Consider the following 20,590-nt stretch of genomic DNA (forward strand, 5'->3'; position numbering starts at 1 on the left):
GAGTAAGGTATGAGCGGAAAACCGGCGGCGCGACAGGGTGATATGACGAAGTACGGAGGCCCGATAGTCCAGGGTTCAGCAGGGGTGCTGATAGGCGCGCCGACAAGCGTGGCGTGTTCGGTATGTCCGGGTGGGATGACGTCCGGCGAGCCGGTGAACCCGCTGCTGGGGGCGAAGGTGCTGCCGGGTGAGACCGACTTTGCGCTGCCCGGCCCGCTGCCGTTCATCCTTAGCCGCGCCTACAGCAGCTACCGGACGAAGACGCCCGCGTCATCGGGGCTGTTCGGCCCCGGCTGGAAGATGCCTGCCGATATGCGCTTACAGATTCGTGAGCGGGCGCTGATACTGAACGACAGCGGAGGCCGGAGCATTCACTTTGAGCCACTGTCGCCGGGTGAGTCGTCATACAGCCGCAGCGAGTCGTTCTGGCTGGCGCGGTGCGGGGTGCTTATGCCGGATAAAAGCAACCCGCTGCATGGTCTCTGGCAGGCACTGCCGGAAGAGATACGGCTAAGCCCGAACACGTACCTGGCAACGAACAGTATGCAGGGGCCGTGGTGGATACTGGGATGGACGGAGCGGGTGCCGGGCATGGATGAGGCGTTACCCGCGCCGCTGCCGCCGTACCGTGTGCTGACGGGGCTGGCGGACAGTTACGGACGGACGCTGACGTATCACCGCGCTGCGGAAGGTGAATTTACCGGGAGCGTCACCGGGGTGACGGACGGTGCGGGACGGCGCTTTCAGCTGGTGCTGACCACGCAGGCGCAGCGTGCGGAGGCGGCGCAGGCGGCTTACGCCACAGCAGGCACTTCCGGCACGTCCCGGTCTGCATCTGTTGATTTTCCTGAGACGTTGCCCGCCACGGAGTACGGAACGGATAACGGTATCCGCCTCTCGCAGGTATGGCTGACGTATGAGCCGGACGCTGAGGGCGACCAGGAGCCGGTAATGCTGTCGCGATATGAGTACACGCCGGGCGGAGAGCTTGCCGCCGTGTATGACCGTGGGGGCATGGAGGTGCGCCGCTTCCTGTATGACGCGGAGCATCCGGGGCGGATGACGGGCCACCGGTATGCAGGCAGGCCGCAGATGCGCTACCGCTATGATGAGACAGGGCGTGTCACGGAGCAGCTTAACCCGGAAGGCTTAAGCTACCGCTATGCGTATGAGAAGAACCGCGTCACCATCACGGACAGCCTGGGGCGGCGCGAAGTGCTGCACACGGAAGGTGAAGGCGGCCTGAAACGGGTGGTGATGAAGGAATCAGCGGACGGGAGTGTGACGCGCAGCGAGTACGACCCGGCGGGGAGGCTGAAAGCGCAGACGGACGCGGCAGGGAGAAGGACGGAGTACAGCCTGCACATGGCGTCGGGGATGGTGACGGCGGTGACGGGGCCGGACGGAAGGACGGTGCGCTATGGCTACAACAGCCAGCGGCAGTTAACGTCCACGACGTACCCGGACGGGCTGCGGAGCACGCGGGAGTATGATGATAAAGGCAGGCTGACGGCGGAGACATCGCGTACCGGCGAGACGACGCGGTACAGCTATGATAATCCGCAGAGTGAATTACCGTCCGGGATACAGGACGCCACCGGCAGCAGTAAGTCAGTGACCTGGAGCCGTTACGGCCAGATGGTGGCGTTCACGGACTGTTCGGGGTATGAGACGCGGTATGAGTATGACCGGTTCGGCCAGATGACGGCAATTCACCGCGAGGAGGGGCAGAGCGTTTACCGGGCTTACAATAGCCGGGGCAGGCTGGTCAGCCAGAAAGATAATCAGGGCCGTGAGACGCGATATGACTATAACGACGCGGGTGACGTAACCACCGTCACCGGGCCGGACGGCAGCCGCACTGAAACGCAGTACGACGGGTGGGGCAAGGCGCTCAGTACCACGCAGGGCGGGCTGACGCGGCGGATGGAATATGATGCTGCGGGCCGTGTGACGCAACTGACCAACGAGAACGGCAGCCACAGCGCATTTACCTGGGACGAACTGGACCGCCTGACACAGCAGACGGGCTTTGACGGACGGGTACAGCGGTACGGTTATGACGTGACGGGGCAGCTTGTCCGCAGCGAGGATGAGGACCTGGTGACGCACTGGCATTATGATGCGTCAGACCGCCTGACGCACCGCACCATCAACGGCCTGGAGGCTGAACGCTGGCAGTACGACGACCACGGCTGGCTGACGGAACTGAGTCACCTCAGTGAAGGGCAGCGGGTGGCGGTGCATTACGGCTACGATAATAAAGGCCGCCTTATCCGCGAGCGGCAGACGGTAACGGACCCGCAGACGGACGAACTGTTATGGCAGCATGAGACACTACAGGGGTACAGTGAGCAGGGGCTGGCGAACCGGTTTAAGCCGGACAACCTGCCGCCGGTGGAGTGGCTGACGTACGGGAGCGGTTATCTGGCGGGAATGAAGCTGGGGGATATGCCGCTGGTGGAATACACGCGTGACAGGCTGCACCGCGAGGTGTTGCGGCGGTTCGGTGCGGGCGCAGCACCAGAGCCGGGTGCTTACGAACTGACGACCACTTACACACCGGGCGGTCAGCTTCATGGTCAGCACCTGACACTGCCACAGCTAAACCGGGAGTACGGTTACGATGAGGGCGGGAGGCTGGTGCGCATCAGCGGGCCGCAGCAGACGAGGGAGTACCGCTACAGCGGGAGCGGGCGCCTGACCGGGGTGCATACCAGCGCCGCGAATCTGAACATCACCCTCCCGTATGCCACGGACCCGGCGGGGAACCGGCTGCCGGACCCGGAGTTTTATCCCGACACGGGTGCCACAGTATGGGCAGATAACCGCATCACGGAAGATATGCAGTACCTGTACCGCTACGACAAATACGGCAGGCTGACGGAGAAAACGGACCGCATCCCGGAAGGGGTGGTGATACGGATGAACGACGAACGTACACACCGGTACGAATACGATAACCAGCACCGTCTGGTACATTATGTGCGCACACAGCACAACACCGTCCTGGCGGAGGGGCGGTATATTTACGACCCGCTGGGCCGCAGGGTGGGCAAACGGGTATGGAAGCGGGAGCTGGTTCACTGGAGCGACACGCGGATGGAGCTGTCGCGCAGACCGTATGTGACGTGGTACGGCTGGGAAGGCGACAGGCTGACGACCATCCAGACCGGACAGAGCCGCGTCCAGACGGTGTATGCGCCGGGGAGCTTCACGCCGCTGGTGCGCATCGAAACAGACGCGGCTGAACAGGCGAAAGCACAGCACCGCAGCCTGGCGGAGAAGCTGTCGCAGGAAGGGAGCGAGGACGGCCAGGCGGTACAGCTTCCGGCGGCGCTGACGGCGATGCTGGACAGGCTGGAGGGCGAACTGAGGCGTAACGCGGTGAGTGAGGAGAGCCGGGCATGGCTGGCGGGATGCGGGCTGACGCCGGAGCAGATGGCGGGGCAACTGGAGCCGGAGTACACACCCCAAAGGAAAATTCATCTTTACCACTGCGACCAGCGTGGACTGCCACTGGCGCTGATTACCCCGGATAACCAGGTGGCGTGGCGCGGGGAGTATGATGAATGGGGAAATTTGTCGGGTGAGGAAAACCCTGAGCACCTGGAGCAACTGATACGGCTACCGGGCCAGCAGTACGATGAGGAGTCGGGGCTGTATTATAACCGGCACCGTTACTATAATCCGGGACAGGGAAGGTATATTACACAGGATCCGATAGGGCTGGATGGTGGATGGAATCCGTATATGTATCCTTTAAATCCAGTACAGGGGATTGATCCCCTAGGATTAGATGCGATACAAATTAATTATGATTATTACCCAGTTAATACCGGAATGGGGTTCAATTTACCTCTTGGTCATGGTGCGGTTGTTACTGTTGATCCTAAAACTGGAAAAACTCAATATTATGAATTTGGTCGCTACACAGACAAAAAGTGCGGGAATGTAAGACGGAGGCCTGTTCCAGACTTAAGCATGGGTAAAGATGGACAACCAACCAAAGAGTCGCTAGATGCACTATATAAATTCACCTCAGAAAAATATGGACATGGTTCGACTGTAACGCCAACGTATTATTCTGATACTAATTACAAAAGTGCGAATGAATATGCCGAAGATTTTAGTAAAAAACATGACTGCTATAGCCTGATAGGGAATAATTGCAAGACATTTGCACATGATGCTGCAACAGCGGGTGGGAAATAATTCAGTAGGGGCAATGTGATGAAGAGAATAATTAGACTTGCGCTGTTGTGCTCGATCTTGATAAATGCTGTTTTGCTTTATCGAGTATTTGATTTGGGAGTGATGACAACTTACGGGATGGATGAAATTCATTACCGGAATAGACAGGCTTCCGAACTGAAAAAGTTACTTCCTTTATTACTGAAGTCAACTTCACAGGAACAGGTATTACTTGCAGCAAAGCAAGCAGATCTAGAGGTGATCAATAAATCTGGCGAGGGTACTTATGTTGGCACAATACTTTTCACTTACTCTGGCGGCAAAGTAATGGCTGTTGACTTACAATGATACATCGTGGACTGCCGCTGGCACTGATTAAAGGAAAAGATGAAGCATGCAAACTGACACCTACGCCATTAAGTGTAGTTATCGCCCACGAAATGGGGCATGCAATGGGTCAAAATGACGACGGACCAGGACATATGAATAATGTCAAAAAACATGAGAACCCTGTCCGCAAAGAAATGGGAATCCCACCAAGGATGAAATACTGATGATAAAGATAAGCCCCCCCTGCTTAATGAAATTTTATGTATTTTCTTTGCATCTTCAAAAAATCATTAAAAACACATTATTGCTGCTTGTCTGTATTTTACCATTTTCTTGCGATGCGAAAATGCTATTTTTCCGTATTCCTTTTCGTATTCAAACCTATACACCAATAACAAGGGGGGGGAATTAAAAGGCTTGCAGTGAAAGGAGGGGGGCAAGAATTGCTGCAACGAAATCATGGAAAAGTATTAGCATTACTAAGCTCACATGGGAATAAATGTTATCTATTCGATGATGAAAACATTAGAATATATATATGAAGATGATCACGAATATTTCATAGATAACAAAGGTGTAGTGTTATTCAAGAATAAAAAAACTATAAATGCTCAAAAAATAAAATTAATGAGAATGAAATTGTTATGTTATTGAACGATGGAAATGTAGATACATGGGAGAAAGATGAATAATAATGAGAGGAATCGCATAATTCCTGTAGTGGGCCAGGAAAATATATTAAAAATAAAACGATAGTACTATGCAGAAACCAACCGGATCCAGGGAAAGAACATCAGAAGTATGTTTTTTGTACTAATAAATCAGCATTTTTTGTTTAAAAATTAAGCTAATCCTTATCCAGTGCAACTGTCCTTCTGACTTTACATATGATCAAATATCTCCTGGAAAATAAGGAGAACAGATTATGAATCTTGAAAAATTAATGGCACATACTTCAATTATCCCTGATTACAGACAACCCTGGAAGTAGAGCATAAATTATCAGACATTCTGCTTTTGACAATCTGTGCTGTCATTTCTGGTGCTGAGGGTTGGGAAGATATCCAGGATTTTGGCGAGGCCCATATAGAATTTTTAAAAGAATATGGTGATTTTGAAAATGGCATTCCGGTTCATGATACCATTGCCAGAGTTATATCCTGCATAAGTCCTAGAAAATTCCATGAATGTTTTATTAACTGGATGCGAGATTGTCACTCTTCAGATGATGGTGATATTATTGCTATTGATGGAAAAACACTTCGACACTCTTACGATAAAAGCCGTCGCCGGGGGGGCGATTCATGTAATAAGTGCGTTTTCCACAATGAACGGTCTTGTACTGGGACTGATAAAAACCAATGAGAAATCCAATGAGATTACTGCAATACCAGAACTGCTTAACATGCTTGATATCAAAGGGAAACTGATTACAACGGATGCAATGGGATGCCAGAAAGATATTGCTGAAAAGATACATCATCAGGAAGGTGACTATTTATTTTCAGTAAAAGGTAATCAGGGACGATTGCAAAAAGCGTTTGAAGAAAAATTTCCGTTAAAAGAACTAAATAATCCAAAGTATGACAGTTATGCCACAACCGAAAAGGGACATGGAAGAGAAGAAACCCGGCTTCATATTGTCAGCGATGTTCCTGATGAGTTAATTGATTTTACGTTTGAATGGAAAGGTTTAAAAAAACTATGTGTGGCGGTATCTTTTCGTTCAGAGAAAGATAGCGGAAAGAAAGAACCAGAAATGCTGGTGAGATATTATATAAGCTCAGCGGATTTAACAGCAGAGAAATTTGCCAGTGCGATGAGAAGTCATTGGGATGTGGAAAATAAATTGCACTGGCGTTTAGACGTGGCGATGAACGAAGATGATTGCAGAATAAGAAGAGGAAATGCAGCGGAATTATTTTCTGGCATAAGACATATAGCGGTAAATATTTTGACGGAAAACAAGGAATTCAAAGCAGGGCTGAGAAGAAAGATGAGAAGAGCGGCGATGGACAGAGAGTACCTCGCGTCAGTCCTTGCGGGGTGCGGGGTTTCGTAATCTTGCCCTGATCCCCTGAACCCGATAGTAAATATAGAACCATTAGGTTTAACCTTATCTGATATACCAATCTATAAATTTAATAGTCAAGATGAAGCTGCGCTTTTTGCCATAAAAATGTGTAATGGCACATCAATTATAGAGAATAGAGAATATGGCGGGTTAGTTTGTAAAACCTCTAATAATAAATATATTGCAACTGAAGCTAAACAGGGAAGCTTGGCTGGTTTTTCTCCGTCAAATAGCTCTTGTCCTTCTGGCTCAACTAAGGTTGGTGATTATCACACACATGGCTTTTACTCTGATCTAAAGGGGAATCCAGTATCACCTCAAAATGATGCATATGACTCTTTACATTTTTCACCGCAAGATATTTCTGGGATTACAAGTGATGGTATAGGTAATCCTGATTATACTGGCTATTTGGGGACTCCAGATAATAAATATTATAAGTTTACCCCTGGAACTGGAAAAACTGAGGAAATGAAATGAAATATATTATTTTTGCATTTATTTTTCTAATTCCGTTAAGATGTATGGGTGAAAAACTTGTTTTTTTAGATGAAGTACAAACAAAAGCTATGAATGTTGCTTTTTCACATTTTAGAGAGCATACAAACTGGGGCTTATTTAATACCATGATACAGGATAATGATGAAAATATTAAAATCGCATTCTATTGTAAATCTCATCTGGAAGAAACCCGTGGTAGCGGTATGGAGCAAATTATTTATATAATTTCAAAAAAAGATTTTAAAATTGAAAAAATAAACAAAAGTTATAGCAAATGAAATGATATAAATTATTGGGTAATTGGTGAATATTCTCTGGAGAGAAAGATTAGAAGAGCGGCGATGGACAGAGAGTACCTCGCGTCAGTCCTTGCGGGGTGCGGGGCTTCGTAATCTTGCCCTGCGGCCCACTCACGATGAAATGATTCATTGCCGAGCAGACGATCAACGCGTTTGATTTTATTTTTGACCTGAGCCGCTCCGGGTAAATAACGACCGATACTGGTCAGCGTCAGCGATGCGCCATTGATTAGTGCAACAGTGACATCCGGCAGGGCATTTTGTCGGTATTTGTGAAATGGAGCTAAGGCATCCTGGAAGAAATTCTGACATACTTGATAAGCAGGCATAAAGGTGATCTCATTGAATTGGTTGCACAATCAGTAGATCACAAAACTCTATGCTTGTCTTTTTTCACCCGCACATTACTGGGGATTACTCAGTGCGGGGTGCGGGGTTTCGTAATCTTGCCCTGCCGCGCTGCGCGATCAGCGCCGTGACGCGTTCGCACTCCTGTTCATCAACATTTTGCGACCGGAAGCCGATCAACTGATCTTCCCGTAGATTCAGCGGCCGCACGATATGCTGTTGCAGAAATGCCTCGCAGGTGCCGGGCGTCTGTAAAGGGATGCCGACCCATTCATCCAGCTTCACGAAGCTCACCTGGCTGATATCGATCTGACGCTGTTTAACTTTCTCAACAAAATAGCGATAGGTCAGCAGCGGCGAGCCGCCCGTGGCGAGGCAAATGACGGCGTCGGGTTTGTTCTGGATGAATGCCGCCAGATAGTCGCTGGCGCGTTCGCTTAAGGCACAGTAGTTGTCATAATGCTGGAGCGTTTGCATGGGAGATAGTCCTTTTGGGGAAAAGGGCGCGATTGCCAGCGCCCTCCGTTCCGTTTACAGAATGCCGAGCGCGGACGACGCAAACGTCACGCCGATTAACAGCACCGGGTGGGCTTTCTTCACCCGCAGCAGGTAGTACATCAGCAGCGTGTAGCCCATCGGTAAAATGTTCGGGAACACCTTATCGAAGAAATCCTGCTGTAGCGCGACGCTGTGGGTGCTGTCGATGGCGAAAGAGGTGACGACATTGATGTGCACGTAAGATGCGATAAGGCCGCCAATCACCGTGATACCAAGAATGGTCGCGGAGCGGGCGATCATTTGCGAATTTTCCCTCACCTTATCAATCGCTTTTACCCCGACCGAATAGCCGATGTGGGTCCAGCCGACGCGCTGCGCACGCTGGCGCTGCTACAGGCAGAACTGCCGCTGAAAAAAGCGGCGGCGCTGGCAGCAGAAATTCACAGCGTGAAGAAAAATGCGCTGTATAAATATGCGCTGGGGCAGCAGGAAGAGTAAAAGCGAGCGCCCGGGAACCGCCTTTTATCGCCATCGCGTTAATACTCAATCAGGTGATTGATGTGGGTAAAGTGATGGGGGCATTGGGCGGTGATAGCGGGCCGGGCCTTTCCTTCGGGCTTACTCTCGCGATCAGCAACGCATAACCGACTCCTTTTTAGACGATCATTAATTCCACGCCTGTTTTCGCTAATGCCGCTTTATCCTGTTTGCTGATGGTGTCATCGGTTATCACACAATCGATCTTGTCCATCGGCAATACCTGGTTAAAGCCGCGACGGTTAAATTTGGTCGCGTCCAGTACCGCGATAACTTTGTGTGCCGCCGCCGCCATGACGCCGCTAATGGAATAACCTTCGTTAAACGTGGTAATACCGTTTGTCGCATCAATGCCATCCGCCCCGACAAACATGACATCGGCGCTGATGCCGTGTAGCGATCGTTCCGCAATCGTGCCGTGCATTGAGTGGGTTTTATGCCGTACCGTACCGCCGCAGACCACCAACGTGAGATCTTTATTTTCTGATAGCGTAAAAGCGGCAGGCAAGCTGTTAGTGATCACCGTAATATTGCTTTTTCGCGCGAGCGCTTCCGCAATCAGTAACGTTGTGCTCCCGCTATCCAGAATGATGGTCATTCCTTCTTCAACCATTGCCGCAGCCGCCTGGGCAATCCGCTTTTTCGGATCGCTGGCGAGTTGATACCGATCTTCCAGAATGACTTCCTGATTGTCGCCTTCCGCCAGATGACTTCCCGGTTTTGCCGCGCCGCCATGAAAACGGGTGACAAGGCCTTTCTCTTCCAGCAGACGCAGGTCAGCACGGATAGTCACTTCAGAAATACCAAAGGTATTTGAAAGGTCCATCACCAGCACGCTGCCTTGCGTATTAATCAGGTCGACAATTTTATTTCTTCGCTCAAATGAGTTCATATTGATTTGCCTGATAATTAACTGTAACTAGTTTAAACGAAGGATTGCGAAAGGTGAACGCTAAATTTCGAAAGGAAATGTGAGCCAGCGCAGGTTGCTGGCTCGTACCATCAGGAAAGTTGAAGTAGGATTTTGCCCTGCATGGGCGCGCCATTAAGCGCTTTGACTGCTTCTGCAAAGCTTTCCGCATCGCCGCGATGGGCAATGAGAGGGGTCAGTTGAAGACGTTTTTCAGCCAACAGGCGCGCTGCGGTTTCCCATTCTTCTCCTGGCCATGGCGCGGAGTAGTTCATCCAACTGCCGAGGAGCGTGAGCTCTTTACGCAAAATTAGCCCGAATGTACGCGTTGTCAGGGTGAGATCGTGATGTAACGTCCCCACCAGCGCCAGTTGCGCGCGCGGCCCGGCGATATCGATAGCCAGCGAGACGGTCTGGGGAGTTCCTGCCGTTTCGAGAACCAGTTGATCAAACTGAATGTCGGACAACGCGGTCTGGATGTCGTCGGCGGTCATTTCCCGGCTATTACAGGTATGCGTTGCGCCGAGCGCTTTCGCCAGTTCCAGTTTCTGCGGATTGATATCAATCGCCGTTACGCTTCGCGCGCCCAGTTCCCGCGCGCACTGTAAGGCCAGCAGGCCAATTGTCCCGGCACCAACGATAATTACGTTTTTCCCCTCGCAGCCCTGCGCCAGATGAAAGGCGTGTAAGCCCACGGTAATCGGTTCGATAAACGCGCCATCTTCAATCGGCATATCAGACGGCAAGCGGAAAAGATTGGCCCGTTTGACCACCACATATTCCGCATTACCGCCTTCGCTGCGCGATCCTACAAACTGATACTGTTTGCATAAAGAAAAGTAACCGCGTTCGCATTGCGGACAGTGAAAGCAGGGAAGAAGCGGGACACAAGCGACGGCATCGCCAGGCTGCATATCCGTTACGCCTGTGCCGTAGGATTCAACGTAGCCGCTGAATTCATGGCCTAACGTAATAGGATAATAATGGGCGCCCTGCGCGAAAATACGCGGGATATCCGACCCGCAAAGCCCTGAGCTAACGACTTTGACCAACACATCGTCCTCGGCTTGCAGTTGTGGTAAGGGGCGTTCTTCAACGCGCACGTCTCCCTCAGCGTGAATAACCACTGATTTCATAACATTCTCCAGGAAGGTGAGGGGAGCGATTGCTCCCCTAAAATTAAGAGGCGATTTGACTTTGCTGTAGCGCCGTGGCTTTCTCAGCCGCAACAAACTGTCGGGCGCGACGCCAGGTCAGCAGTACGCCGGCCAGATAGATAATGGCAATGACGGCGAAGCCGACGATATTCTGCCAGGTAAAAAGTTGAATCAGCAGCCAGGTGATAGGGGAACCGCCCTGATCCAGCGAGGCGACTTGTCCGCCAGCTTTTAGCGCTCCGGCATTGGCAGCCAGTTGGGTATGCAGGCCAATCGTCTGGGTGGCTATCCACAGGGTGATACCCATGATAATGACACCTGAAATCAGCGTGCGGAACAGGTTGCCCTGGTGTACCGCGACCGCCATCGCAATAAAGAAACCGATGGTGGCGAGGTCGCCGAACGGCAGCACCTGGTTCCCCGGTACTAAGACGGCAATCAGGATGGTCAGCGGAATGAATATCAGGCTCGCGGAGACAACAGAGGTATGACCGAGCAGTAGCGCTGGATCAAGGCCTATCAGGAACTCCTGCCCGCCAAATTTGGCCTGTAGACGTTTACGCGCATGTTTCGCGATAGGCGTTAGGCCATCCATAATAGGTTTAATGACGCGTGGCATAAGCAGCATCACCGCTGCGGTTTTGACCGCCAGTTGCAGAACGGCTTTGGCGTCGTAGCCTGCCAGCACACCAATCACCAGCCCCATCACGAAGCCGACAGTCACCGGCTCGCCAAACGGTCCGAAGCGTTTCTGGACATCATCTGCGCTAAAGTGAATACGATTGAGGCCCGGAATTTTTTCGATGATGGTATCAACGAGCACCGCCACGGGGCCCAGGTACGCGGATGAACCGTGTGGGATAGCAATCCCCTCAAGGCCAAAATAGTCGCGGGTATCTTTGGCAAACCAGTCCCCCAGTTTGTAGACAAAGGCGGCATGAACCACAACGCCCAGAATCCCCAGCCAGTATGAACCGGTCGCCAGATGCAGCATGGCGCCCGTGAAAGTCATGTGCCAGATATTCCAGATATCGACATTCACCACGCGGGTCATGCGGGTCACCAGCATCAGGACGTTAACCCCGATAGCGACAGGGATCGCGACTAGCGCGATTTGTGACGCCCAGGTCATGGGCGATGAACCCGGCCAGCCGACGTCAATAACGTGGAGATTGATTTGGAAATGTTCCGCCATGGCTTTTGCCGCGGGGCCGATAGAATCCAGCATCAGGCCGATGACCAGACCAATACCCACGAAGCCGATACCAATATGCAAACCCGATTTAAAACAATCCCCAAGCTTCATTCCCAGCAGTTTAGAGAACACGATGATCACCAGGGGCAACATCACCGTTGGGCCTAAGTCGAGGATATAACGCATTATTTCGCTAAACATACGTTACCCCATGAGAATGGACAGAATTTTTTGCTGTAATGCTTCAATACCCACGCCGGAAACAAAAGGCATACCGTGAACGACGGGAATATCGCCAAAGGCGCGATCGACCCTGGCAGTGGTACAGATAAGATCGGCTCCGTCCATATAGGTTTCGATTTCGGTGACCCGACATTGCACTAAGTCGAGCTCAATATGGTTGGCATCACATAGCTCTTTAATTTCTTCCGCAGCCATCGTTGAGGTTGCAACCGCACCGCCACAGGCCACAATTACTTTACGTTTCATAGGGTATTCCTCATTATTATCAATTTATTATCAAACCTGGGCGCACTGCTCAGGCTCAAGGATGGTTTCCTGAAAGCGTATCGCCAGTTCGGCATCCGGCGCGCTTAACAGGGCATCGAGGGTGCTCGGGTTCTGTAGCTCACTAAACAGGCGGCGCAGAAGTTTTAGCTGTGCCGCCGGGTTTTCAACGATTAAGGCGATGATTAACGAAACGGCAATCTCTTCGTCATCATCCGCCTGTTGAAACATGACCGGCTTATCTGGACGAATCAGATAGATAGCGGGTGATTTCGCATGAACCGCCTCGCAATGAGGGATAGCGACGGCGTGACGCTCCAGCGCAATGCCGGTAGGAAAAGACGCTTCACGTTCCACCAGCGCCTGCGGATAACTGTCATGTACCACGCCTTTCGCCAGCATCTCTTTGCCAATGTGCGCCAGCGCCTGTTGGCTCGAGTCGAATGTGATTCCGGTTCGGACAAATAGTTGGCTCATAAATTCTCCATTATTCAGGCGACATCCGGCGTGCAACCGAAGCGATAAGCGCGCAGAACATCCTGAATTTTGTCAATAATCAGGTTATGCGGCGTGGGGGTGAGCACGCCCTCAGACAGGCGTTCAAACTGTACGGGCATAAACTGGCTAATTAATCCCAGCGGCAATGTGACGTTGTTCAGATTGGCGATTAACTTCTCTACGCTTTGACGAATACGCGGGTGCGGCCAGTAATAGCGAATACGGTCAGACAAACTAAAGTGGATGTCGACCATCGCCTGGCTCCAGGTTGGACGGTAGTATTTTTTCCAGTAGCCTGGCTCGTTTAGCATCACTTCATCGATAACTTCCATCACGCGGCTACGTTGTTCTGGGGATACCAGCTCATTTTCCATTTGCGCAAGTGCGAAAATGGCTTCGCGCAGCGCGAAAGTGAGCGCCGGGCCGACCTTCAGAATGGCGTAATGATCGCGAACGAGGGCGCGGTAGGCCTGTCGCGTCTGATAATCAGTCGAATGCGCTTCATAGACCATCGGCGTTTCTTTTATCCATGCGGAGAGCGCCTGTGCCGCCTGCGGCTGATAATGAATAATCTGGGTATGATCAAATTCAACGCCCGGCTGTACGACAATCGCGATAACCCGGTTCAATGCCTCATCCAGCCCCAGGGCGCGAAAAGCAGCCTGATGCGTTTGCAGCGTGCGGGCAGCATCCTGTTCGCGGGTAACATGTACGGCGTTAATGGCGCTGGCTTCCCCGCCCGGAACCGGAACTTCAGTGCCGATAACATAGGTTAAATGGCGTTTTTGTTCGTCGGCCGCCGTCGTTTCCGCTGCCTGGCAAAGCAGGGCGGCGCGTTTAGCGACAACCATTGGGTCCAGCGGCGTCGGGTCGTCAGCGCAGGACATAGAGGCATCAAGATGGATTTTGCTAAACCCGGCAGCGACGTAAGCCTTAATGAGTTCGACGGATTTTTCCATCGCCGTATCCGCAGGTTCGTTTTGCCAGCAGTTAGGTCCCAGGTGATCGCCGCCTAAAATAAGCCGTTCTCGTGAAAAACCCACTTCCTGGGCGATGCCATAGACAAAATCACGAAAGTCAGCCGGTTTCATGCCGGTATAACCGCCAAACTGATTAACCTGGTTAGAGGTCGCTTCGATCAGAACTTTGTTCCCGTTGTTCAGATCAAAACGTAATGCGGATTCAATCACCAGCGGGTGTGCTGAACATACGGAACAGATCCCTATCTGTTCCCCTGCTTTGTGACGAGAAATTATTTCTTTCACTTCTGGCTCCGATATCTTTTGTTTATCTTCATAATATTTTTGGTTTGAAGGCAAAGGATAATAATGGCTTTCGTGATCCAGCTATGAAAACGCCCTTTGCCGTGCTAAATCCGGGGGCTTTAGAGCTTCCCTTCACAACCGCAGTCGGCAATCACTTTACGTACAACCTCTTTCATGGCCGCTTTCGCCGGGATCATGTAATGGCGGGGATCGCTGGCCTCTGCGTGTTGCGTTAAATAGTTTTTAAGCGCGCCAGAAAAAGCGATTTTAAGCTCGGTCGCGACGTTAACTTTGCAGATGCCCAGCGAAATAGCGCGGGTAATATCGCGGGTCGGCAGGCCAGAGGCGCCGTGAAGGACTAAGGGGACATCAACCCGCTGACGAATTTCCGTCAGTCGTTCAAAATCAAGTTTTGGTTCAGCGGTGTAGAGGCCGTGAGCGGTGCCGATAGCAATGGCTAACGAGTCGATACCCGTTTTTTCTACAAATTCCCGGGCCTGTTCCGGATGGGTATAAAGCGCATCTTTACCGTCAACGATAAGATCGTCTTCCTGCCCGCCGAGACGCCCAAGTTCAGCTTCAACGCTGACATCGTAGCGATGACAGTAATCAACCACGCTTTTCACCAGCGCAATATTGTCGGCAAAGGGGAAATGCGACCCGTCGATCATGACCGAGCGTACCCCGGCGGCGACTTTCATTTTGATGTCGGCCAGTTTTTCATGATGATCGAGATGTACCGCGAGAGGATGGTTCCAGCTTTTCGCCAGTTCTGCGGCGATAGCCACGATATTACCGACGCCTGCGTAGATAAAGGTGCCTGGCGTACCGGCGACAATCAGCGGAGAGCGCAATTCTGCGGCGGTTTCCACCACCACTTGCAATGTCTCCAGGTTGTGGATGTTAAACGCCGGCACAGCATAGCCTTCCTGCTGCGCCTTCTTTAGCATTGTTCTGCCTGAAATGATAAACATCCTTCCTCCGAAATCTTTCGTTTGTTTTCTTTGAAAGAATTTATAGGCTTTCGGAATGTTTTTTTGTGATTTTGATCTGATAAATGAAAGTTTCGAAATAAAATGGAAGCTATCGAAAGTTAGGCGTAAAAAAAGCATGTCGGGCAGACATACTTCAGGCTACAGACTAAGGGCGAAAAAATACCGGGTAGCGCTGGCGCTTACCCGGTCTACAGATTATGCGGTTATACCCTGCTCGGAGAAGGGTACTGACTGGATCAGGTCACTGGTGCCGGGTTAAATATCGCCAGTTGGTTATGTAGGCCCCACTGGTCCGAGAAAGTCTTTTTCCGGCCGCTGGCGACATCGAGAATAAAGTGAAACAGCTTCCAGCCCACATCTTCGATTGTCTCTTCACCCGTGGCGATGGTGCCGGCATTGATATCCATTAAGTCATACCAGCGGTTCGCCAGCTCGGTACGCGTCGCCATTTTAATGACCGGCACCGCCATCAGCCCGTACGGCGTGCCGCGTCCGGTGGTAAAGACCTGTACGGTAATGCCGGAAGCGACCTGCTGCGTGCCGCAGACGAAATCGCTGGCGGGCGTCGCGGCGTAAATCAGGCCGCGTTTGGTGGGGCGCTGGCCCGGCGATAATACTTCGACAATGGCGCTCTTACCCGATTTAGCGATAGAGCCCAACGCTTTTTCCACGACGTTCGCCAGGCCGCCTTTTTTGTTGCCAGGGGACGGGTTAGCGCTGCGATCGGTTTTCCCCATATCAAGATAGTTATCGTACCAGGCCATTTCATCCAGCAGGCGTTTACCCACGGCTTCGTTGATGGCGCGCGGCGTCAGAAGATGAATGGCATCGCGCACTTCGGTGACCTCCGAGAACATGACGGTCGCGCCGCAGCGTACCAACAGATCGGAAGCATAACCCACCGCCGGGTTTGCCGTGACGCCGGAAAACGCATCGCTGCCGCCACACTGCATCCCGACGACCAGCTCGGAGGCCGGGCAGGTTTCGCGCTGGCGCTGGTTCAGTTTCGTCAGATGGCGTTCGGCGACCCGCAAAATATCGTCGACCATTGATTTAAAGCCGACATGCTGCTCGTCCTGTAAACGCACAATACTGGCGCTTTCAACGGCGATGGCGGGAACATCCTCGGTGCCTTCCAGCAGCCGTTCCGGCTGCAGTTTTTCGCAACCGAGGCCAATCACCATCACTTCGCCGCCAAAATTGGGGTTGAGCGCGATATTATGAATCGTGCGAATCGGCACGACCGCCGCCGGCGCGTTGATTGCCACGCCGCAGCCGTACAGATGGTTTAGCCCTACAACGCCATCGACATTCGGGTATTTGGGCAGGAGATCGCGCTCAATCACTTTCACCACATAATCGACCACGCCCGCCACACAGTGCACGCTGGTGGTAATGCCAAGCAGATTTTTGGTGCCGACGCTGCCATCGGCGTTACGATAGCCCTCAAACGTGTAGCCTTCCAGCGGCGGCAGCGGTTCCGGTACTTTGGTCGCCAACGGTAGCGTATTCAGCGGCGGCGCTTTTGGCAGTTCAACCAGCGACTCGTCGATCCAGCTTCCGCGCGGGATGTCGCGTACCGCATAACCGATGACTTCGCCATAACGGATGATTTCGCCGTGAGCGGGGATATCCGTCAGAGCGACTTTATGGCCTTGCGGAATATGTTCAGTCAGTTCCAGGCCATCCGGAAAACGTGTTCCGGCTTTAAGACCGTGGTCATTAACAATAATTGCGACATTATCGGTTTCATGTACTTTTATATAAAACGCCGATGGCGATTCCTGGCGAATTTCGATATTGGCCATTGTTCAACATTCTCCAGCCTGGATGATAGAAATAGGATTATCTATTTTGGTTATGGTTAAATCGTTAAATCTCAATATAAGAAATAAAGTTCATGCATAATGAAATAAGAATGACAGGAGTATAAATATAAGAATGTGATCCAGATCACCGCAAATTATGAAATTTTTTATGTAGGCCGGGTAAAGCGTAAATGTGTGCATTAGCGCCCAGTATCATGGGCGTATGCTCAAAAATAAGCGTTAAATAATCCCTTTTTAATGAGCGTTTGCACAATGATTATCCGCCATAGGCTGTTTATACTGAATGGCGAATTCAGTGTATCTGACGAGTTATTTGAAAATACCATGATAATAATAAAAGACGCTAAAGATATCAGAACGGTATATTGTGCTACAGGATGTGTACCACATTAGAAATAGAATGTGGAGATCCATTCTGATTTCAGATAAGCATTTTATTGTCGTTGCTATAAGTTATGGTGGCGGCATCACATGTAGAGAATTAAAGAAATAAGCGAAGGTATAAGCGATGAATAACGCTATTTTCCCGAATAAGTTTAAAGCGGCGCTGGCGGCGCAACAGGTGCAGATTGGCTGCTGGTCTGCACTGGCAAGCCCAATCACCACCGAAGTTCTCGGTCTGGCGGGATTTGACTGGCTGGTGCTGGATGGCGAACATGCGCCGAACGATGTGACCACCTTAATTCCGCAGTTAATGGCATTGAAAGGCAGCGCCAGCGCGCCTGTGGTACGTGTGCCAACCAATGAACCGGTCATTATCAAACGGATGCTGGATATTGGGTTTTATAACTTCCTGATCCCCTTTGTTGAAACGCAAGAGGAAGCGGCTCGCGCCGTCGCCTCGACGCGTTACCCGCCGGAAGGCATTCGCGGCGTCTCCGTTTCTCACCGCGCGAATATGTTCGGTACGGTGCCTGATTACTTTGCGCAGTCGAACAAAAACATCACCATTATTGTTCAAATCGAAAGCCAGTTGGGTGTCGACAATGTTGATGCCATCGCCGCAACGGAAGGCGTTGATGGCATTTTTGTCGGCCCAAGCGATCTGGCCGCCGCGCTGGGTCATCTCGGCAATGCTTCTCACCCTGACGTGCAGCAGACGATTCAACATATTTTCGCCCGCGCTAAAGCGCACGGTAAACCGTGCGGCATTCTGGCGCCGGTAGAGGCGGATGCCCGCCGTTATCTGGAATGGGGCGCGACCTTTGTCGCCGTTGGCAGCGATTTAGGCGCATTCCGCGCCAGCACGCAGAAGCTTGCCGACACCTTTAAAAAATAATCCTGGTATGGAAAGAGAGAACGCTATGACGATGAAAGTTGGCTTTATTGGCTTAGGCATCATGGGTAAGCCCATGAGCAAAAACTTACTGAAAGCAGGGTATTCGCTGGTGGTGTCCGATCGTAATCCTGAAGCGATTGCCGACGTCATTGCCGCAGGCGCGGAAACGGCCTCTACGGCGAAGGCGATCGCTGAACAGTGTGACGTCATCATCACGATGCTGCCTAACTCTCCGCATGTGAAAGAGGTTGCGCTGGGCGAGAACGGTATCATCGAAGGCGCGAAGCCGGGAACCGTATTGATTGATATGAGTTCTATCGCGCCGCTGGCAAGCCGTGAAATCAGCGATGCGCTGAAGGCGAAGGGCGTTGAGATGTTGGATGCGCCGGTCAGCGGCGGCGAGCCGAAGGCGATTGATGGCACGTTGTCGGTGATGGTGGGGGGCGATAAAGCCATTTTCGACAAGTACTACGACCTGATGAAAGCGATGGCGGGTTCCGTGGTGCATACCGGCGATATCGGCGCAGGCAACGTCACAAAACTGGCTAACCAGGTGATCGTGGCGTTGAATATCGCCGCCATGTCTGAAGCGCTGACGCTGGCGACTAAAGCGGGCGTCAACCCGGATCTGGTCTATCAGGCGATTCGCGGCGGTCTGGCTGGCAGCACGGTACTGGATGCGAAAGCGCCGATGGTCATGGACCGAAACTTTAAGCCAGGTTTCCGTATCGATCTGCACATTAAAGATCTGGCGAATGCGCTGGATACCTCCCACGGCGTTGGCGCGCAGCTCCCGCTGACCGCCGCCGTTATGGAAATGATGCAGGCGTTACGCGCGGATGGACACGGTAATGACGACCATAGCGCGCTGGCGTGCTACTACGAAAAACTGGCGAAAGTGGAAGTCACTCGCTAACGACGTTGTGCCCGGATGGCGTGTAGCGATCCGGGCCTGAATTTCAGGCTGGATAAGTGAAACGCCATCCGGCGTTGTGCAGTAACAGGCTACCACTATGAAAATCGTAATTGCCCCCGACTCCTACAAAGAAAGCCTTTCTGCCGCCGAGGTAGCGCAGGCGATAGAAAAAGGATTTCGGGAAATTTTCCCCGATGCGCAATATGTCTCTGTTCCGGTTGCCGATGGCGGCGAAGGAACGGTCGAAGCCATGATTGCCGCGACGCAGGGCGTTGAACGCGCCGCATGGGTGACCGGGCCGTTGGGTGAAAAAGTGAAAGCCTGCTGGGGAATGTCCGGGGATGGTAAAACCGCGTTTATTGAAATGGCGGCGGCCAGCGGACTGGCGCTGGTTCCGCCAGAAAAACGCAACCCTTTGATTACTACCTCGCGGGGAACGGGGGAGCTGATATTGCAGGCGCTGGAAAGCGGCGCAAGCAATATCATTATCGGCATTGGCGGCAGCGCGACAAATGATGGCGGCGCGGGGATGATGCAGGCGTTAGGCGCAAAACTGCGCGATGCAAACGGCGCGGATATCGGTTACGGTGGCGGAAGCCTTCATTGTCTAAGCGACATTGATATTTCAGAGCTCGATCCCCGTTTAAAACTCTGCGCTATTCGTGTCGCTTGCGATGTCTCTAATCCTCTGATCGGCGACAACGGCGCATCACGAATTTTTGGGCCGCAGAAAGGCGCGACCGAAGAGAACATTGTTGAGCTGGACAGAAATCTTGCTCACTATGCCGACATCATAAAAAAATCGCTGAATGTCGACGTAAAGGCGGCGCCCGGCGCAGGCGCGGCAGGCGGTATGGGGGCGGCGTTAATGGCTTTTCTCGGTGCGGAATTACGCAGCGGGATCGAAATTGTCACGGCGGCACTGAACCTGGAGGAGCATATCCACGACTGTACGCTGGTGGTGACGGGAGAAGGACGGATTGATAGCCAAAGTATTCGCGGTAAAGTGCCGATTGGCGTCGCGAATGTGGCGAAAAAATATCATAAGCCAGTGATTGGCATTGCCGGCAGCCTGACGCACGATGTAGGGATAGTGCATCACTATGGCATCGACGCTGTCTTTAGCGTACTCACGCGCATCGTGACGCTGGAGGAGGCTTTTCGGGGCGCTTTTGACAATATTTATCGGGCATCCAGAAATGTTGCTGCCGCTCTGGCGATAGGAATGCGCAGCGCAGGGTGACAAAGTCGCGCGAAC

15 protein-coding genes and 6 pseudogenes are annotated in these 20,590 nt (G+C 52.0%); 10 read left to right on the forward strand and 11 right to left on the reverse strand.

The annotated features are described in order from the left end of the window. Positions 1 to 9: 9 nt before the first annotated feature. The 6 genes and pseudogenes from OLG56_RS02855 to OLG56_RS02875 form a co-directional block, all read left to right on the forward strand. A pseudogene (locus OLG56_RS02855) lies at positions 10 to 3,798 on the forward strand (RHS element core protein); the annotation flags it as partial. Between the two features lie 45 nt (positions 3,799 to 3,843). Further along, a complete protein-coding gene (locus OLG56_RS22265) occupies positions 3,844 to 4,215 on the forward strand; it encodes a hypothetical protein (RefSeq protein ID WP_436593736.1) in 372 nt (123 codons plus the stop codon). 18 nt (positions 4,216 to 4,233) lie between these two features. After that, positions 4,234 to 4,542 carry a hypothetical protein gene (locus OLG56_RS02860; RefSeq protein WP_000821332.1) on the forward strand — a complete coding sequence of 103 codons (309 nt, stop codon included), beginning with the start codon at positions 4,234 to 4,236 and terminating at the stop codon, positions 4,540 to 4,542. Between the two features lie 907 nt (positions 4,543 to 5,449). Continuing rightward, positions 5,450 to 6,586, forward strand: a pseudogene (locus OLG56_RS02865) (ISAs1 family transposase). A 117-nt stretch (positions 6,587 to 6,703) separates the two neighbouring features. After that, positions 6,704 to 7,078, forward strand: a complete 375-nt coding sequence (locus OLG56_RS02870) for a DUF4329 domain-containing protein (RefSeq protein WP_079900302.1) — start codon at positions 6,704 to 6,706, stop codon at positions 7,076 to 7,078. Next, on the forward strand, positions 7,075 to 7,377 hold the full coding sequence (locus tag OLG56_RS02875) for a hypothetical protein (RefSeq protein ID WP_079900301.1): 303 nt from the start codon (positions 7,075 to 7,077) through the stop codon (positions 7,375 to 7,377). Before OLG56_RS02870 ends, OLG56_RS02875 begins: the two co-directional genes overlap by 4 nt. A gap of 131 nt (positions 7,378 to 7,508) precedes the next feature. Here the strand turns inward: OLG56_RS02875 and OLG56_RS02880 are convergent. The 3 pseudogenes from OLG56_RS02880 to OLG56_RS02890 form a co-directional block, all read right to left on the reverse strand. Further along, positions 7,509 to 7,727 (reverse strand): annotated as a pseudogene (locus OLG56_RS02880) (IS4 family transposase); the annotation flags it as partial. 124 nt (positions 7,728 to 7,851) lie between these two features. Next, positions 7,852 to 8,223, reverse strand: a pseudogene (locus OLG56_RS02885) (6-phosphogluconolactonase); the annotation flags it as partial. A gap of 54 nt (positions 8,224 to 8,277) precedes the next feature. Then, positions 8,278 to 8,616: pseudogene (locus tag OLG56_RS02890) on the reverse strand (PTS system mannose/fructose/sorbose family transporter subunit IID); the annotation flags it as partial. On the opposite strand from OLG56_RS02890, the pseudogene OLG56_RS02895 reads away from it, so the two are divergent. Further along, positions 8,605 to 8,742 (forward strand): annotated as a pseudogene (locus tag OLG56_RS02895) (hypothetical protein); the annotation flags it as partial. The pseudogenes OLG56_RS02890 and OLG56_RS02895 sit on opposite strands and share 12 nt — an antisense overlap. 157 nt (positions 8,743 to 8,899) lie before the next feature. Here OLG56_RS02895 and OLG56_RS02900 read toward each other — a convergent pair. The 8 genes from OLG56_RS02900 to garD form a co-directional block, all read right to left on the reverse strand. Continuing rightward, positions 8,900 to 9,673: a DeoR/GlpR family DNA-binding transcription regulator gene (locus OLG56_RS02900; protein ID WP_001083899.1), complete on the reverse strand. Its 774-nt coding sequence runs from the start codon at positions 9,671 to 9,673 to the stop codon at positions 8,900 to 8,902. Positions 9,674 to 9,783: 110 nt separating this feature from the next. Next, complete coding sequence (gene gatD / locus OLG56_RS02905; RefSeq protein WP_000844174.1) at positions 9,784 to 10,827, reverse strand: galactitol-1-phosphate 5-dehydrogenase; 1,044 nt, start codon at positions 10,825 to 10,827, stop codon at positions 9,784 to 9,786. 43 nt (positions 10,828 to 10,870) lie between these two features. Further along, complete coding sequence (locus tag OLG56_RS02910; protein WP_000490601.1) at positions 10,871 to 12,244, reverse strand: galactitol-specific PTS transporter subunit IIC; 1,374 nt, start codon at positions 12,242 to 12,244, stop codon at positions 10,871 to 10,873. 3 nt (positions 12,245 to 12,247) lie between these two features. Further along, on the reverse strand, positions 12,248 to 12,532 hold the full coding sequence (gene gatB, locus OLG56_RS02915) for a PTS galactitol transporter subunit IIB (RefSeq protein WP_000824293.1): 285 nt from the start codon (positions 12,530 to 12,532) through the stop codon (positions 12,248 to 12,250). 30 nt (positions 12,533 to 12,562) lie between these two features. After that, entirely contained in the window at positions 12,563 to 13,027 is a 465-nt protein-coding gene (gene gatA, locus OLG56_RS02920) for a PTS galactitol transporter subunit IIA (RefSeq protein WP_000080444.1), read from the reverse strand. 14 nt (positions 13,028 to 13,041) lie between these two features. Further along, positions 13,042 to 14,313 carry a tagatose-bisphosphate aldolase subunit GatZ gene (gatZ, locus tag OLG56_RS02925; RefSeq protein WP_207011552.1) on the reverse strand — a complete coding sequence of 424 codons (1,272 nt, stop codon included), beginning with the start codon at positions 14,311 to 14,313 and terminating at the stop codon, positions 13,042 to 13,044. 119 nt (positions 14,314 to 14,432) lie between these two features. Then, positions 14,433 to 15,287: a tagatose bisphosphate family class II aldolase gene (locus OLG56_RS02930; protein ID WP_079900298.1), complete on the reverse strand. Its 855-nt coding sequence runs from the start codon at positions 15,285 to 15,287 to the stop codon at positions 14,433 to 14,435. A gap of 257 nt (positions 15,288 to 15,544) precedes the next feature. Continuing rightward, the gene (garD, locus tag OLG56_RS02935) at positions 15,545 to 17,116 is read right to left on the reverse strand and encodes a galactarate dehydratase (protein ID WP_001273722.1); all 1,572 of its coding nucleotides are present in this window, start codon (positions 17,114 to 17,116) and stop codon (positions 15,545 to 15,547) included. A gap of 529 nt (positions 17,117 to 17,645) precedes the next feature. Here garD and garL point away from each other — a divergent pair. From garL to garK, 3 genes are all read left to right on the forward strand, one after another. Continuing rightward, positions 17,646 to 18,416, forward strand: a complete 771-nt coding sequence (garL, locus tag OLG56_RS02940) for a 2-dehydro-3-deoxyglucarate aldolase (RefSeq protein WP_001057715.1) — start codon at positions 17,646 to 17,648, stop codon at positions 18,414 to 18,416. A gap of 25 nt (positions 18,417 to 18,441) precedes the next feature. Further along, positions 18,442 to 19,332, forward strand: coding sequence for a 2-hydroxy-3-oxopropionate reductase (gene garR, locus OLG56_RS02945; RefSeq protein ID WP_000178106.1), 891 nt, complete (start codon positions 18,442 to 18,444; stop codon positions 19,330 to 19,332). Positions 19,333 to 19,429: 97 nt separating this feature from the next. Then, entirely contained in the window at positions 19,430 to 20,575 is a 1,146-nt protein-coding gene (gene garK / locus OLG56_RS02950) for a glycerate 2-kinase (RefSeq protein WP_000706458.1), read from the forward strand. Positions 20,576 to 20,590: the final 15 nt, after the last annotated feature.

This window comes from Salmonella sp. 2018103 (assembly GCF_026247685.1).
GTDB lineage: Bacteria > Pseudomonadota > Gammaproteobacteria > Enterobacterales > Enterobacteriaceae > Salmonella > Salmonella enterica.